Below are 14,013 nucleotides of genomic sequence, written 5' to 3'. Positions count from 1 at the left end.
CATGTGCGCGTCGCGGTGGGGCGGGCGAGGCCGCCCGGTCGCGCCGGACGGCCGATGCACCCGGCCGGTGCGACGGGCGGTCAGTTGCGATGCAGCTGCATCGTCGCGCGATCGAGTTCGCCCTTGACGACCATCGGCATCACGGCGAGCGCGCGTTCGATCGATGCGTCGATCACGTCCTGTTCCTCGCGGCGCGGCGGTTTCAGCACGAAGTTCGCGACGTCGGGCTTCGCGCCGGCACGCGCACTTTCCGGAATCAGGTCGCGCGGATGGCCGATGCCGATCCGCAGCCGCCAGTATTGCTGCGACGACAGGTGCGCGGAGATGTCCTTCAGGCCGTTGTGGCCGCCGCTGCCGCCGCCGAGCTTCAGCTTCACGGTGCCGGGCGGCAGGTCGAGCTCGTCGTGCGCGACGAGGATCTGGTCGGGCAGGATCTTGAAGAATTGCGCGAGCGCGACGACCGACTGGCCGGAGCGGTTCATGTAGGTCTGCGGCTCGAGCAGGTGGACTTCCTCGCCGTGCAGGCGCGCTTTCGCATAGAAGCCGTGGAAGCGGCGTTCGTCGCGCAGCGTCGTGCCGGCTTCGCGGGCGAGCTGGTCGATCAGCCAGAAACCGGCGTTGTGGCGCGTCGCGGTGTATTCCGCCCCGGGATTGCCGAGGCCGACGATCAGTTTGATCATGACGTTTCGAAGGCGGCGGCTGCCGCCTGGGCGCAGAAAAAGAAAAACCCGCCGGGCAAGCCGCGGCGGGTTGCGTCGACCGTTTCGTGAAACGGATCGATGGGGCGCGCAGACAGCCGCTTAGGCAGCCGGCGTTTCGCCTTCTGCTGCGTCCGACACGGCACCCGCCGGGACCGTCGCCGATGCGACAACCGGGTTTTCCGCGTCGATGTGCGCGACCAGCGCGACGCCGTTCGGCAGCGCGATGTCCTTCGCGTGCAGCGACTGACCGGCTTCGATCTTCGACAGGTCGACTTCGAGGAACTCCGGCAGGGCAGCCGGCAGGCACTCGATTTCGATTTCCGTCGCGACGTGCGAAACGATCGCGCTCGACAGCTTCACGGCCGGGCTGACTTCAGCGTTCAGGAAGTGCAGCGGCACCTTCGTGTGCAGCTTCTTCTTCGCGTCGACGCGCTGGAAGTCCACGTGCAGCACGAGTTGCTTGAACGGGTGGTATTGCACGTCGCGCAGCAGAACCTGTTGCGACTGGCCAGCCACTTCCAGGTCGAGGATCGACGAGTGGAAGGCTTCCTTCTTCAGTGCATGCCACAGCGCGTTGTGATCCAGTTCGATCTTTTGCGGGGCTGCTTCGCCACCGTAGACGATACCCGTGGTCTTACCGGCGTTGCGCAGGCGGCGGCTCGCACCCGTACCTTGCTGTTGGCGCTCGAAAGCGACGACTTTCATGTGATTCTCCATTTGCTGCCCGCGACCAGGCAGTAAAACGGGGCCATCAAGCGGCCCCCGATGAAACGGCCGGGGTTTCGTCTATCCCGTCCGATTGTGCAAAAAGCGAAGCGTTGCCGCTTCGCTTTCTGCGCATGCTTTGTTCTGTCGATTCGCGATCAGGATTCCGCGAACAGCGACATTACCGAATCGCCGCGGCGAATCCGCGAGAACGTCTCGGCCAGCAGGCTCGCGCTCGTCAACGAGCGGATCTTCGAGCACGCCAGCGATTCGGCCGACAGCGGAATCGTATCGGTGACGACCAGCTCGTCGAGTTCCGATGCGGCGATGCGATCTGCGGCGCCGCCCGACAGCACCGGGTGCGTCGCGTACGCGAACACCTGCTTCGCACCGCGGTCCTTCAGCACTTGCGCGGCCTTGCAGAGCGTGCCGGCCGTATCGACCATGTCGTCCATGATCACGCAGGTGCGGCCTTCGACTTCACCGATGATGTTCATCACTTCGGCGACGTTCGCCTTCGGGCGACGCTTGTCGATGATCGCGAGATCGCAGTTGAGCTGCTTCGCGAGTGCCCGGGCGCGCACCACGCCGCCGACGTCCGGCGACACGACGAGCAGATCCGAGTAGTTCTGCTTGCGCAGGTCGCCCAGCAGGATCGGCGTGGCGTAGATGTTGTCGACCGGGATGTCGAAGAAGCCCTGAATCTGGTCGGCGTGCAGATCCATCGTGATGATCCGCTCGACGCCGGCGATTTCCAGCATGTTCGCGACGACCTTCGCCGAGATCGCGACGCGCGCCGAACGCGGGCGGCGATCCTGACGGGCGTAGCCGAAGTAGGGGATGGCAGCGGTGATCCGGCCGGCGGATGCGCGCTTGAGCGCATCGACCATGATCATCAGTTCCATCAGGTTGTCGTTCGCCGGTGCGCACGTGGATTGCAGGACGAAGACGTCCTTGCCGCGCACGTTTTCCTGGATCTCGACCTGGATCTCGCCGTCGGAGAAACGGCTGACCATCGCTTTGCCGAGGGGAATACCAAGGATATTGACGACTTCCTGGGCGAGCGCGGGATTCGCGTTGCCAGTAAAGACCATCAGGCCATCATGGCTGTGGCTGCTCATCGTGCACCTGCTTCAGGCTTGGGCGGGAAATGCGGGAAAATTTTTGGCAGGGGAGGAAGGACTCGAACCCTCGCATGCCGGAATCAAAATCCGGTGCCTTGACCAACTTGGCGACTCCCCTACACTTAACTGATAACTTCACCGAACTCGTGTAGGCCGTTCGGCAAAGTAAAACTTCATGACGCGAAAGCGAAGAGCGGATGCTCGTTCAGACTCTCGGCAACTGCGCCATTCCAACTGGCGGGCAGTTTGGCTTTCGCCGCTTCTGCCTCGTGCTTGCTGTGAAACGCTGCAAACACGCTTGCTCCGGAGCCGGTCATCCTCGCGGGGGTCACATCATACAACCATTTGACCACCTGCGCAACTTCCGCGTACTTCCTTGTTACAACTTCCTGCATATCGTTCCGGCCGAAGCTATCTGGCCATTCCGCATCGCTGGTTTGCTGTGCAAGAAAGTCAGCAATTGTGACGGGCTTCGTATCTCTTGTCAACAACTCATCTGAAAATATTTCAGCGGTCGGGACATGAACGCGTGGCGTCACAACCAGGAACCAGCGAGTCGGCAATTCTACCTCAGCTAATTCTTCTCCGATACCCTCTGCGAACGCATTTTTTCCAAAAATAAAAAACGGGACGTCGGCGCCGAGTTTGACCGCGAGCGACTGGAGTTCGGCGCGCGGCAAATCGAGTTGCCACAGGCGGTTCAGCGCGAGCAGCGTCGTCGCCGCGTCGGAGCTGCCGCCGCCGAGGCCGGCGCCCATCGGCAGGATCTTGTCGATCTCGATGTCGACGCCGTGCGCGGTGCCCGTATGCGCTTTCAGCAGGTTGGCCGCGCGCACGACGAGATCGCTTTCCTCGGGCACGCCAGGCACGTCGGTCACGCGTGCGACGCGGCCGTCGTCGCGCCGCGTGAAGTGCAGCGTGTCACCCCAGTTCAGCAGCTGGAATACGCTCTGCAGATCGTGATAGCCGTTCGGACGACGGCCGGTGATGTGCAGGAACAGGTTGAGTTTCGCGGGCGCCAGGCAGTTGCGCAGCGAGCGGGTCGAATCGGTCATGCGGTATCGGGGCTAGGCGCGCGTGCTCACTGATCGAGCACGAGCTTGATGTCGAGCGGCGGCGTCGCGCGCACGAGGTTGACGCGTTTGACGCCCGTGGCCGGGGCATCCGCGTAGGCAAGGTAGTCGATCGTCCAGCCGTCCTGGCGGAGCTGCTTGAGGCGCGTGCCGTCGGCCGGATCGCGCACGGTTTCCGCGGGCGTCGCGGGGGCGGCGGTCGGCAGCAGCCAGTAGCGCAGGCCCGCGAGCGGCAGCTCGAAGCCGAGCGTTTTCTGCATCAGGTCGCCGACGTCCGGCGCATATTGGGTCGGACGGTTCGGCAATTCGAGCGACGCCGCGTGCGGCGTCGATTTCACGACCGCGAGCGTCTGGCCGAGCGGGCTGCGCAGTTCGAGCGACACGTCGTCGCCGTGTTCCTGCCAGTCGAAGTTGCCGTACACGTTCTGCGGGTTGCCGAGACGATCGTCGTACCGCACCGCGAAGCGGCCGTGGTACGCATGCGTCGCCGCCGTCTGCAGTGCCGCGCCCGTCGGCGTGCCGGCTGACGGCGGCGTACTCGCGCAGCCGGCGAGCGCGAGCGCCGCGCCGGCCGCGGCGAGCATGCGCTGCGCGCGGGAGGACAGGGAAAACATCGGGAACATCTGCATCAGAGGCCGTTGATCTGCAAGCGTTTCAGCGTCTGCACGAGCGTTTCGTTGTCGGGCTCGAGCTTCTGCGCGGCACGCCACGCGTTGCGCGCGTCGTCCTGCGCGCCGCTCTTCCACAGCACTTCGCCGAGATGCGCGCCGATTTCGGCGTTCGGCTGCAGTTCGTATGCCCGCTGCAGCACTTTCGTCGCGCCGGCCGTGTCGCCCATCCGGTACTTCACCCAGCCGAGGCTGTCCATGATGTACGCGTCGTTCGGCGCGAGCGCCATCGCCTTGTCGATCAGCTTGTTGGCCTCGGGCAGGCGCTGGTTGCGGTCGGCGAGCGAATAGCCGAGCGCGTTGTAGGCCTGCGGGTTGTCGGGCTGCGTGCGGATCAGCTCGCGCAACTGCGTTTCCATCGTCGTGTAGTGGCCCGTCTTTTCGGCCGCCATCGCGTAGTCGTAGCGCAGGTCGGGATCGTCCGGGAAGTCCTGGACGGCCTGCCCGAGCCGCGCCTCCGCTTCCGGATAGCGCTTCGCCGTGAACAGGATCGACGCATCGGTGCGCGCCACCACGGCCGCGTCGCGCGGATCCGTGATCGGCAGGTTGTCGAGCACCTTGCGCGCCTCGTCGGTCTTGCCCTGTTTCTGCAGCAGCTGCGCGCGCGTGATCTGCGCGGGCAGGTAGTGCTGGCTCGTCTGGTCGACCTTGTCGAGCCATTGCGACGCCTGCGCGTCGTTGTTCTGGTCGATCGCGATCTGCGCGAGGTAGATGTAGCCCTGGCCGACGTCGAGGTTCGGCTGCTTGTCGCCGAGCTGCACGTACTGCTTCAGGTAGCCGGTCGCCTCGTCGAGTTTCTTCTGCTGGATCTTGATCAGCGCGAGCGCCATCAGCGGCGTCGGATCCTTCGAGTCGAGCTTGCGCATCGTCTCGAACTGCTTCTGTGCGTCGTCGAGGCGGTCGTCGGCCAGATAGAGCTGCGACAGCGCGAGCCGTGCGTCGCGCGACTTCGGATTCTGCTGAACATACTTCTCGAACGACGCGATGCCCGCCGCGCGTTCCGCCGGCCCCATCTGCGACAGCATCAGCGCCGCCGGCAGGTAGTCGGGGCGAATCTGCAGCGCCTGCTTCAGCGACTGCGCGGCGCCGTCCTTGTCGTCGACCGCGAGCTGCTGCCGCGCGATCGCGAGCTGCGCCTCGGGGCGATTCATGTCGTTTTTCAGCATGTCCTTCAGCACCGCGAGGCCGCCGACGCGGTCGGAGCCGCGCACGAGCAGCGCCTGCAACGCGAGGATCGCCGGGCCGCGCGTGTCGCCGGTCGCGCGGGCCAGCTCGCGCGCGAGCATCGGCTGCGCGTCGGCCGGCTTGCCGGCGAGCACCAGCAGCGCGGCGTCGACCTGCGACGCCCGGTTCGAATCCGGTGCGTACTGGCGCCACAGGTTCGCGGCGGACAGCGCGTCGGCCGGGCTTTGCGCGCCGAGCGCGATTTCGGTCGCGCGCTGCGCCATGCGCGGATCGCGCGTGTCGCGGGCAAGCGCGAGGTAGGTCTGGTAGGCCGGCGCCGGCTGGCTGCGCTGGAGCGCGACCTCGGCGGCGAGCACCTGGTAGACGATCTGGCTCGTCAGCGGCACGCCGGGGAGATTCTTCTGCTCGTCCGGCATCACATGCTCGAACGCACCCTGCGGCTCCGCGTCGTCCGATGCCGGAGCCTGCGCGTGGGCCGGAAAGGCGGTGAGGGTCCAGGCGGCAAACAGCGCGGCACCGAGTGCACGGCGGACCGGGAAGGCGCGCGCGCCGCGCACGGCGGCGGGGCGCTTCTGAAGCAGCTTCGAGGGCAGGGTCATGGAAATCCGTTCGATGTTTCAACCGATTGTAACGCGCTCGCTACAATACACGCACGATCGTGATAGGGTCCGTTTACCTGTGGAACCCCCATGCGAATGCCCGACATCGCCCGCCTCGCGTGCTGCCAGGCGGGCGATGTCGGGCATTCCCGTGTTTGATTCGGGATCGCCGCGAGAACGTCCGTTCTCGTGGCGGCGCATGCGCGTTCCCTATGTAAGCAGACCGTAGCCTCAGACCCGCAAAACATGCCAGAGTTGCCAGAAGTCGAAGTCACGCGCCGGGGCATCGAGCCCTTTGTCGCGGGCCGCCGCGTCGAGCGTGTCGACGTCCGTACCGCGATGCTGCGCTGGCCCGTGCCGGCGGGGCTCGCCGAGCAGTTGCGCGCGCGCGAGGTGCTTGCCGTCGAGCGCCGCGGCAAGTACCTGCTGTTCGAAGTCGATGCCGGCTGGTTCATCGTCCATCTCGGGATGACCGGCACGTTGCGCGTGCTGCCCGCGGCCGGCGTGCCGGTCGCCGCGAAGCACGATCACATCGACTGGATCTTCGACGAATTCGTGCTGCGGTTCCGCGATCCGCGCCGCTTCGGCGCCGTGCTGTGGCATCCGCGCGAAGCAGGCGACGTGCATGCGCATCCGCTTCTCGCGAGCCTCGGCGTCGAGCCGTTCTCGCCGGCGTTCACCGGCGCGCTGCTGCATGCGCGTACGCGCGGCCGCACGGTGTCGGTCAAGCAGGCGCTGCTCGCGGGCGACATGGTCGTCGGCGTCGGCAACATCTATGCGTCGGAGAGCCTGTTTCGCGCCGGCATCCGGCCGACCACCGCCGCCGGCAAGGTTTCGCTGCCGCGCTACGAGCGGCTGGCCGATGCGGTACGCGCGACGCTCGCCGACGCGATCGAGCGCGGCGGCAGCACGTTGCGCGATTTCGTCGGCAGCAACGGCGAAAGCGGCTACTTCCAGCTCGACTGCTTCGTCTACGATCGCGCCGGCCAGCCGTGCCGCGTATGCGGTACGCCGATCCGCCAGATCGTGCAGGGCCAGCGGTCGACCTATTTCTGTCCGACGTGCCAGCGTTGAAACCCTTTTCCACGATCAGATAACTTGAAGCCGCCCCGCATCGCCCCCGCTCCGTTCCCCGTCACGCCGCTGCACCGCACGTTCGCCACGCGTCTCGTCGCGTGGCAGCGCGCGCATGGCCGCCACGACCTGCCATGGCAGAACACCCGAGATCCGTACCGGATCTGGCTGTCGGAAATCATGCTGCAGCAGACGCAGGTATCGACCGTCATTCCGTATTACACGCGTTTTCTCGACCGCTACCCCGACGTCGCCGCGCTCGCGGCCGCGCCGAACGACGACGTGATGGCGCTGTGGGCAGGGCTCGGCTACTACTCGCGCGCGCGCAACCTGCACCGCTGCGCGCAGGTCGTCGTCGCCGAGCACGGCGGCGTGTTTCCGGCGACGCCCGACGCGCTGGCCGAACTGCCGGGCATCGGCCGCTCGACGGCCGCCGCGATCGCATCGTTTGCGTACGGTGCGCGCGCAACGATCCTCGACGGCAACGTGAAGCGCGTGCTCGCGCGGGTATTCGGCGTCGAGGGCTTTCCGGGCGAGAAGCGCGTCGAGAACGACATGTGGGCGCTCGCCGAGTCGCTGCTGCCCGATGCCGCGAACGCGGCCGACGTGAGCGCGTATACGCAGGGGCTGATGGATCTGGGCGCGACGCTGTGCGTGCGCGGCAAGCCCGACTGCGCGCGCTGCCCGTTCGCGGGCGACTGCGTCGCGCAATCCACCGGCCGCCAGCGCGAACTGCCGGCCGCGCGGCCGAAGAAGGCCGTGCCGACGCGCAAGACCTGGATGCTCGTGCTGCGCGACGGCGACGCGGTGCTGCTCGAGCGACGGCCGCCGACCGGCATCTGGGGCGGGCTGTGGAGCCTGCCGCAAGCGGACGGCGATGCCGCGCTCGCGGATCTCGCGCGCGGCTTCGGCGGCGGCGGCACGGTGCCGCTCGCGCCGCTTACGCATACGTTCACGCATTTCCGGCTCGAGATCGAGCCGCGGCTGAGCGATCTGGCGGACGGCGGCGGCCTGCCGTCGCCGGCGCGGGACGCGGACACCGCATGGGTGCCGCTGAGCCGGCTCGACGCGTATGGCGTGCCGGCGCCCGTGCGCAAGCTGCTCGATGCGCTGAGCGGGCCGCTGCTGTAACGAACGGGGAAGGGCGCGGCGCGGGCCGCGTTCGGGAAGGCGCCGGGCTGCCGCGGCTTGGCCGTCGCGCAGGAAGGGCCCTTCAGGCGGGCGGCACGCGCGACGCGCGACAGAGCCGGCGGTCGTTACAGCCAGCCGTGCCGATCGAGCACGTGGTGCACGGCGTCGATGCGCGCGCCGACGTCCGGAAACTCCATCAGCTTTTGCCGCGCGCGCAGGTCGAGCGGCAGCAGTTCCGAGAGGCGATTCGATACCCAGCTCGGATCGTCGAGGCGGAACGGTTCGCCGAACGGCATTTTCTCCGGATCGGACTTCTTCAGTGCGTCGATGATGCGCTCGAGCACCTCGGCGCACGAGCCGAACTGCGCGAGCGCCTGTTCGCCTTCGAGCGGAATGTCGTCGGGCAGCGGCTCCGCGATGCCGACCAGCAGCCCGTTGCCTTCGACGCGATACGACAGCAGCTCGAAACGCTGCGTGCCGACCGCCTGCAGATACAGCATCCCGAACTCGCCGGTATCGCACTCGGTGATGCGCGCCATGCAGCCGATGGTCTCGGGCACCGACACCGCGCCGTCCTGCGCGACTTCGGGCCCGCTCTTGAGCAGGCACACGCCGAACGGTGCGTCGTCGCGCAGGCATGCGCGCGACATGTCGAGATAGCGCGCCTCGAACACCTTGAGCGGGAGCAGCCCCCCCGGAAACAGCACCGTGTGCAGCGGAAACAGCGGCAGGTCGATCAGGGTGGTCGATAGGGAGGACATGGCGCGCGGGCGTGGGGGCGGGTGTCGCTAGGGTCGGTCGACCTCGGAGACGAGCCGCGACGACGCGTCGACATCCACTGGCGCGTCACGATGCCGCACGATCACGTTCGCGTTGCGCGCCAGGCGCGCGGCGAGCGTTTCCGCGATGAACACCGAGCGATGCTGGCCGCCCGTGCAGCCGATGGCGACGGTCAGGTAGCTGCGGTTGTCATCGCGGAAGTGCGGCAGCCATTTCATCAGGAACGCATGGATGTCGTCGATCATCTGATGGACGATCGGCAGTGCGTCGAGAAAGGCGATGACCGGCTGGTCGAGCCCGGTGAGCGGGCGCAACTCGTGGTCGTAGTACGGGTTCGGCAGCGCGCGCACGTCGAACATCAGGTCGGCGTCGAGCGGCACGCCGCGCTTGAAGCCGAACGATTCGAACATCACCATCAGGTCGTTGTTCTTCTGCTCGATGAAGCGCTTGACCCAGGTGCGCAGCGCGTTCGCGCGCAGCGTGCTGGTATCGATCTGGTGGCCGAATTCGGCGAGCGGCGCGACGAGCTCGCGCTCGCGCTCGATCGCTTCCTCGAGCGACGACAGCAGGCCGACGTCCGCATCGTGCGACCGCGAGCCGGACAACGGATGGCGGCGGCGCGTTTCGGAGAAGCGCTGGATCAGCGCCTGGGTGCTCGCGTTGAGGAACAGCACGCGCACGTCGTGCTTGCGGGAGAGCTCGCGGATCAGGCCGGGCATTTCATCGAGCGACGCGCTCGAGCGCGCGTCGATCGCGACCGCGAGCCGGCGCTGGCCGTCCTGGGCGAGGTAGCGGGCGAGTTCGGGCAGCACGTGCGGCGGCAGGTTGTCGACGCAGTAATAGCCTGCGTCTTCGAGCGCGTTCAGCGCGACGGACTTGCCTGAGCCGGAGATGCCGGTAATGAGGACGATGCGCATGGGAACGGAGAATCCTGACGTTTCATCATAGCACCGGCTCGACGCGTCGGCGTTGCGCGGCCGGCGCGTGCAGGTTACACCAGCTTGCCGGGGAACTGACTGTCGGGATCTTGCATCGCGAGTCGTTGCCGATCCATGAAATCGCGCAACGTGTCGATTCCGCGCAACTGCAGGATCGTGTTCCGGACCGCCGCCTCGACGAGCACCGCGAGGTTGCGGCCGGCCGCGACCTGGATCGTGACCTTGCTGATCGGCAGACCGAGTACGTCGACGGTCTGGCTTTCGAGCGGCAGGCGCTGGAATTCGCCGTCGGGGCGCCGCACGAGCTGGACGATCAGCTTCAGCTTCATTTTCCGCCGCACGGCGGTTTCGCCGAAGATCGTCTTGATGTCGAGCAGGCCGAGGCCGCGCACTTCGAGCAGGTTCTGCAGCAGCGGCGGGCAGCGCCCTTCGACGAAATCGGGGCCAAGACGGACGAAATCGACCGCGTCGTCGGCGACGAGGCCGTGGCCGCGGCTGATCAGCTCGAGGCCGAGCTCGCTCTTGCCGAGGCCCGAATCGCCGGTCAGCAGCACGCCCATCCCGAGGATGTCGAGGAACACGCCGTGCAGCGTCGCGCGCGGTGCGAGGATGCGCGACATGTAGAGCCGCAGGCTGTCGATCACCGCGGCGGCCGACATCGGCGTCGTGAACAGCGGCGTGGATGAGCGCGTGCAGCGCAGCACCAGTTCGGGCGGGGCCGCGGCGCCGCCGGCAACGACGAGGAACGGCGGCTCGAGCGCGATCAGCTCGGCCATGTGGCGCGAGCGGTCTTCGTCGGTCTGCCGCTGGTAGTAGTCGATTTCGGCTTCGCCGAGCACCTGGATCCGGTTCGGGTGGATCAGGTTCAGGTGGCCGACGAGGTCGGCGCTCGACGTTGCGTTGCCGACCGTATCGGCCGAAAAGCCGCGTTCCCAGCCTTCATGCCCCGTCAGCCAGCTCAGTTTCAGCGTGGCTGCGTTGTCGTCGAAGATGCTCTGGGCGTTGATGCTGGACGTATCCATGACTCTCGTCACTCCAATGGGCCGGTGCGGGCGCGCGGCGACGGACGTCGCCATGCCGGGCCGGCGCCGGGCGGCCCTGGACGGCGGCGTGTGCCGCCTCGTACGGGGAAATATTCCGCCCGGAACAACTCAAGGTTGCCACTGAGTGAGCAGGCGATGCAACTCGGCGATATCCGTTTCGTTGTGCAGACGCTCGCGTGCGTCGCGATCGGACAGCAGCTGCGCGATTTCCGACAGGATCTCGAGGTGCTGCTGGGTGGCTTGCTCGGGGACGAGCAGGAAGATCAGGAGGCCGACCGGCTGGCCGTCGGGCGCTTCGAACGGGATCGCATCGGCCAGGCGGACGAACGCGGCGAGCGGGTGCTTGAGGCCCTTGATGCGGCCGTGCGGAATCGCGACACCTTCGCCGAGCCCGGTCGAACCGAGGCGCTCGCGCGCGAACAGGTTGTCCGTGACGGTGCTGCGGCCGATGCCGTTCTGATTCTCGAACATCAGCCCGGCTTGTTCGAAGACGCGTTTCTTGCTGGTGACCGAGAGGTCGATGACGACGTTCTCTATGGGCAGGATTTTGGCTAGGCGATTCATGTTGGCAGGCGATTGAGCGGCCTGGGGTCTCCTTGCGGCGGCGGACTGATTTTCCATGTTCGGCGATATCAAGGCATGTGGCATGGCAACCTGCAACGCAGCTACCGCATCCAACACCCCCCGGCGATAACCGGAACATTATAGAGCACAGCCGCGTGCGTGGCGCAGCACGGACGGACCGGTTGCACTTCCGCGCGGAGTCGCAAAAAAAACGCCCGGCGAACCGGGCGGCGTGCGTGTTGCAGTGACGGTTATTGCGGCGGCAGTTCGATCTGGTCGATCGACGGTTGAAGCTTGATCGGGTCGTGCGCGTGCGTTTGCAGGCGCTCCATGTGCTTGACGACCTGGCGATCCAGCTTGTCGATCAGCAGATCGATCGCGGCGTACAGGTTGCCGTTCGCACTTTCGACGAAGATGTCCTTGCCCTTCAGGTGCAGGTTGATTTCCGCGCGCTGCTGCTTGTCCTTTTCCTTGTGGTTGTCGACCGAGAGGATCACAGTGCCATCGATCACCTGATCGCTATGCCGTAGCACCCTGTCCAGCTTGGTGATCACGTATTCGCGAATTGCAGGCGTGACTTCGAGATGATGTCCACTGATCTTCAGGTTCATAGTGCTTCTCCAAGCGAGTGGCCACCCGGCCGCATCGAGGCGGCGCTCCGGTCGACTTGCCCGTGCCGCACGAGGCGGCGTATCGCGGACAGGTCGTCCGGCCTGTTCCCCGTGTGCGCGGTGGCCGGGACACGCCTGCCGCCGAGCAGGCAGCAGGCTTAAAGAGACTTGCGCAGATTTACTGCCGGGATCTTGAGGGCTTCGCGATATTTCGCAACCGTGCGGCGCGCGACCACGAAACCCTGTTCTGCCAGCAGCTCGGCAATGCGGCTGTCCGAAAGTGGCGATTTTGGGTCTTCAGCTCCTATCAGTTGCTTGATGAGGGCTCGGATGGCAGTCGACGACGCGGCGCCACCGGTGTCGGTCGAGACGTGAGATCCGAAGAAGTACTTAAATTCAAGCGTCCCGAACGGGGTCAGCATGTACTTCCCGGTTGTCACACGGCTGACAGTCGACTCGTGTAGGCCCAGCGTATCAGCTATTTCCCGCAAAACCAAGGGGCGCATGGCAATTTCACCGTGCGCAAAGAAATTCTTCTGACGCTCGACAATAGCCTGCGCGACGCGCAGGATCGTGTCGAAACGCTGCTGGATGTTCTTGATCAACCAGCGCGCTTCCTGAAGCTGCTGCTTCAGCGATCCGGCCGACGGATCGCCGCGGCTGTTGCGCAGGATGTTCGCGTACAGGTTGTTGATCCGCAGGCGCGGTACGACCTCCGGATTGAGCTCCGCGAGCCATCCCTGGCCGGCCTTCTTCACGATGATGTCGGGCACGACGTAGTCGGCCTCGGCCTTGCCGTATGCGGCGCCGGGGAACGGCTCCAGCGAGCGGATCAGCGCGTGCGCGTCGCGCAGCGCGTCGTCGCTCGCCTTCAGGTGCTTGCGCAACCGTGTGAAGTCGCGTGCGGCGAGCAGTTCGAGATGCTGCGACACGATCTCGAGCGCGAGCGTGCGCGTCGGGGACGGATCGAGACGCAGCAGCTGCAGCTTCAGGCATTCGGAGGCCGAGCGCGCGCCGACGCCGGCCGGGTCGAAGCTGTGCAGCAGCGCGAGCGCCGCGTTCAGTTCGTCGCAGTCGATGTCCAGTTCGGGCGGCAGGTCGGCGAGCACTTCGTCGAGCGTGGCGGTCAGGTAGCCGTCGTCGTCGAGCGATTCGATCAGGAACATCACGAGCGCGCGATCGCGCGGGCCGGCCTGCGTGACGCGCAACTGCGCGGACAGGTGGTCGCGCAGCGACGTCGCGGCTTCCTGCACCTGCAGCGGCGGCAGGTCGTCGTCGTCGGACGCGCCGCTCGAGCGGCCGTATTCGTCGAGGTTCCACTGCGGGCCGTCGTTGCCGTCGCCGGACCCGTAACCGTCGTATTCGTCGGCGCCGGCCGGCTCGTCGCGCTCCGCGCGATCGCTGGACGAGCCGCTGCCGTTCGACGTGGCGGGCTCGGTGTTCTGGGCGGGCGGCGTCTGCGCGATCAGCGACCCGTCCGACGCGACGCGCAGCGGGCTCGCGATCCATTCGTCGTCGTTCTCGAGCAGCGGGTTCTGCGCGACGGCCATCGCGACTTCCTGCTGCAATTCGAGCGTCGACAACTGCAGGAGCCGGATCGACTGCTGCAGCTGCGGCGTCAGCGCCAGATGTTGCGACAGGCGGAGTTGAAGGCTGGCTTTCATGGCAAGGAGGGAGTCATACCGGCAGTTTGCCACGACCCAGGCGCGTTGAGCCATCCGCGATTACGCGCGGCGCGCCGCCCGGTCGCGGGCATGGCCGCGAAGCGGGGCGCGGCCCCGCGCGGCGATGCCGGGCGGGGTGCAGCCAGCCACGAG

At 66.5% G+C, this 14,013-nt stretch carries 14 protein-coding genes and 1 tRNA gene; 2 read left to right on the top strand and 13 right to left on the bottom strand.

Features of this window, described 5'->3' with window-relative positions:
* Positions 1–80: 80 nt before the first annotated feature.
* The 7 genes from pth to HWW87_RS24880 form a co-directional block, all read right to left on the bottom strand.
* On the bottom strand, positions 81–680 hold the full coding sequence (pth, locus tag HWW87_RS24910) for an aminoacyl-tRNA hydrolase (protein WP_048246979.1): 600 nt from the start codon (positions 678–680) through the stop codon (positions 81–83).
* Positions 681–800: 120 nt separating this feature from the next.
* Entirely contained in the window at positions 801–1,406 is a 606-nt protein-coding gene (locus HWW87_RS24905; RefSeq protein ID WP_174432237.1) for a 50S ribosomal protein L25/general stress protein Ctc, read from the bottom strand.
* A gap of 158 nt (positions 1,407–1,564) precedes the next feature.
* On the bottom strand, positions 1,565–2,527 hold the full coding sequence (locus HWW87_RS24900; RefSeq protein ID WP_006477778.1) for a ribose-phosphate pyrophosphokinase: 963 nt from the start codon (positions 2,525–2,527) through the stop codon (positions 1,565–1,567).
* A 44-nt stretch (positions 2,528–2,571) separates the two neighbouring features.
* Positions 2,572–2,648 (bottom strand) — tRNA-Gln (locus HWW87_RS24895).
* Positions 2,649–2,703: 55 nt separating this feature from the next.
* On the bottom strand, positions 2,704–3,585 hold the full coding sequence (gene ispE / locus HWW87_RS24890) for a 4-(cytidine 5'-diphospho)-2-C-methyl-D-erythritol kinase (protein WP_077180264.1): 882 nt from the start codon (positions 3,583–3,585) through the stop codon (positions 2,704–2,706).
* Positions 3,586–3,611: 26 nt separating this feature from the next.
* A complete protein-coding gene (lolB, locus tag HWW87_RS24885) occupies positions 3,612–4,232 on the bottom strand; it encodes a lipoprotein insertase outer membrane protein LolB (protein WP_175822540.1) in 621 nt (206 codons plus the stop codon).
* Entirely contained in the window at positions 4,232–6,055 is a 1,824-nt protein-coding gene (locus HWW87_RS24880; protein ID WP_174432234.1) for a tetratricopeptide repeat protein, read from the bottom strand. The genes lolB and HWW87_RS24880 overlap by 1 nt, the downstream gene beginning before the upstream one ends.
* A gap of 246 nt (positions 6,056–6,301) precedes the next feature.
* On the opposite strand from HWW87_RS24880, the gene mutM reads away from it, so the two are divergent.
* Both mutM and mutY read left to right on the top strand, forming a co-directional pair.
* Positions 6,302–7,129: a bifunctional DNA-formamidopyrimidine glycosylase/DNA-(apurinic or apyrimidinic site) lyase gene (mutM, locus tag HWW87_RS24875; protein WP_048246970.1), complete on the top strand. Its 828-nt coding sequence runs from the start codon at positions 6,302–6,304 to the stop codon at positions 7,127–7,129.
* A gap of 24 nt (positions 7,130–7,153) precedes the next feature.
* Entirely contained in the window at positions 7,154–8,260 is a 1,107-nt protein-coding gene (gene mutY, locus HWW87_RS24870; RefSeq protein ID WP_175822539.1) for an A/G-specific adenine glycosylase, read from the top strand.
* A gap of 125 nt (positions 8,261–8,385) precedes the next feature.
* On the opposite strand, the gene HWW87_RS24865 is transcribed toward mutY, so the two are convergent.
* The 6 genes from HWW87_RS24865 to HWW87_RS24840 form a co-directional block, all read right to left on the bottom strand.
* On the bottom strand, positions 8,386–9,021 hold the full coding sequence (locus tag HWW87_RS24865) for an LON peptidase substrate-binding domain-containing protein (RefSeq protein WP_175822538.1): 636 nt from the start codon (positions 9,019–9,021) through the stop codon (positions 8,386–8,388).
* 27 nt (positions 9,022–9,048) lie between these two features.
* Positions 9,049–9,957: an RNase adapter RapZ gene (gene rapZ, locus HWW87_RS24860; RefSeq protein WP_174432231.1), complete on the bottom strand. Its 909-nt coding sequence runs from the start codon at positions 9,955–9,957 to the stop codon at positions 9,049–9,051.
* 74 nt (positions 9,958–10,031) lie between these two features.
* The gene (hprK, locus tag HWW87_RS24855; protein ID WP_006483133.1) at positions 10,032–11,000 is read right to left on the bottom strand and encodes an HPr(Ser) kinase/phosphatase; all 969 of its coding nucleotides are present in this window, start codon (positions 10,998–11,000) and stop codon (positions 10,032–10,034) included.
* 129 nt (positions 11,001–11,129) lie between these two features.
* Complete coding sequence (locus HWW87_RS24850) at positions 11,130–11,642, bottom strand: PTS sugar transporter subunit IIA (RefSeq protein ID WP_027806888.1); 513 nt, start codon at positions 11,640–11,642, stop codon at positions 11,130–11,132.
* Between the two features lie 194 nt (positions 11,643–11,836).
* Positions 11,837–12,196, bottom strand: a complete 360-nt coding sequence (raiA, locus tag HWW87_RS24845; RefSeq protein ID WP_006477786.1) for a ribosome-associated translation inhibitor RaiA — start codon at positions 12,194–12,196, stop codon at positions 11,837–11,839.
* A 158-nt stretch (positions 12,197–12,354) separates the two neighbouring features.
* Complete coding sequence (locus HWW87_RS24840) at positions 12,355–13,860, bottom strand: RNA polymerase factor sigma-54 (protein WP_175822537.1); 1,506 nt, start codon at positions 13,858–13,860, stop codon at positions 12,355–12,357.
* Positions 13,861–14,013: the final 153 nt, after the last annotated feature.

The sequence above is a fragment of the Burkholderia sp. BCC0419 genome (assembly GCF_902830285.1).
Lineage (GTDB): Bacteria > Pseudomonadota > Gammaproteobacteria > Burkholderiales > Burkholderiaceae > Burkholderia.
The sequence above is the reverse complement of the archived record's forward strand: the minus strand, read 5'-3'. Positions and strand labels throughout refer to the sequence as shown.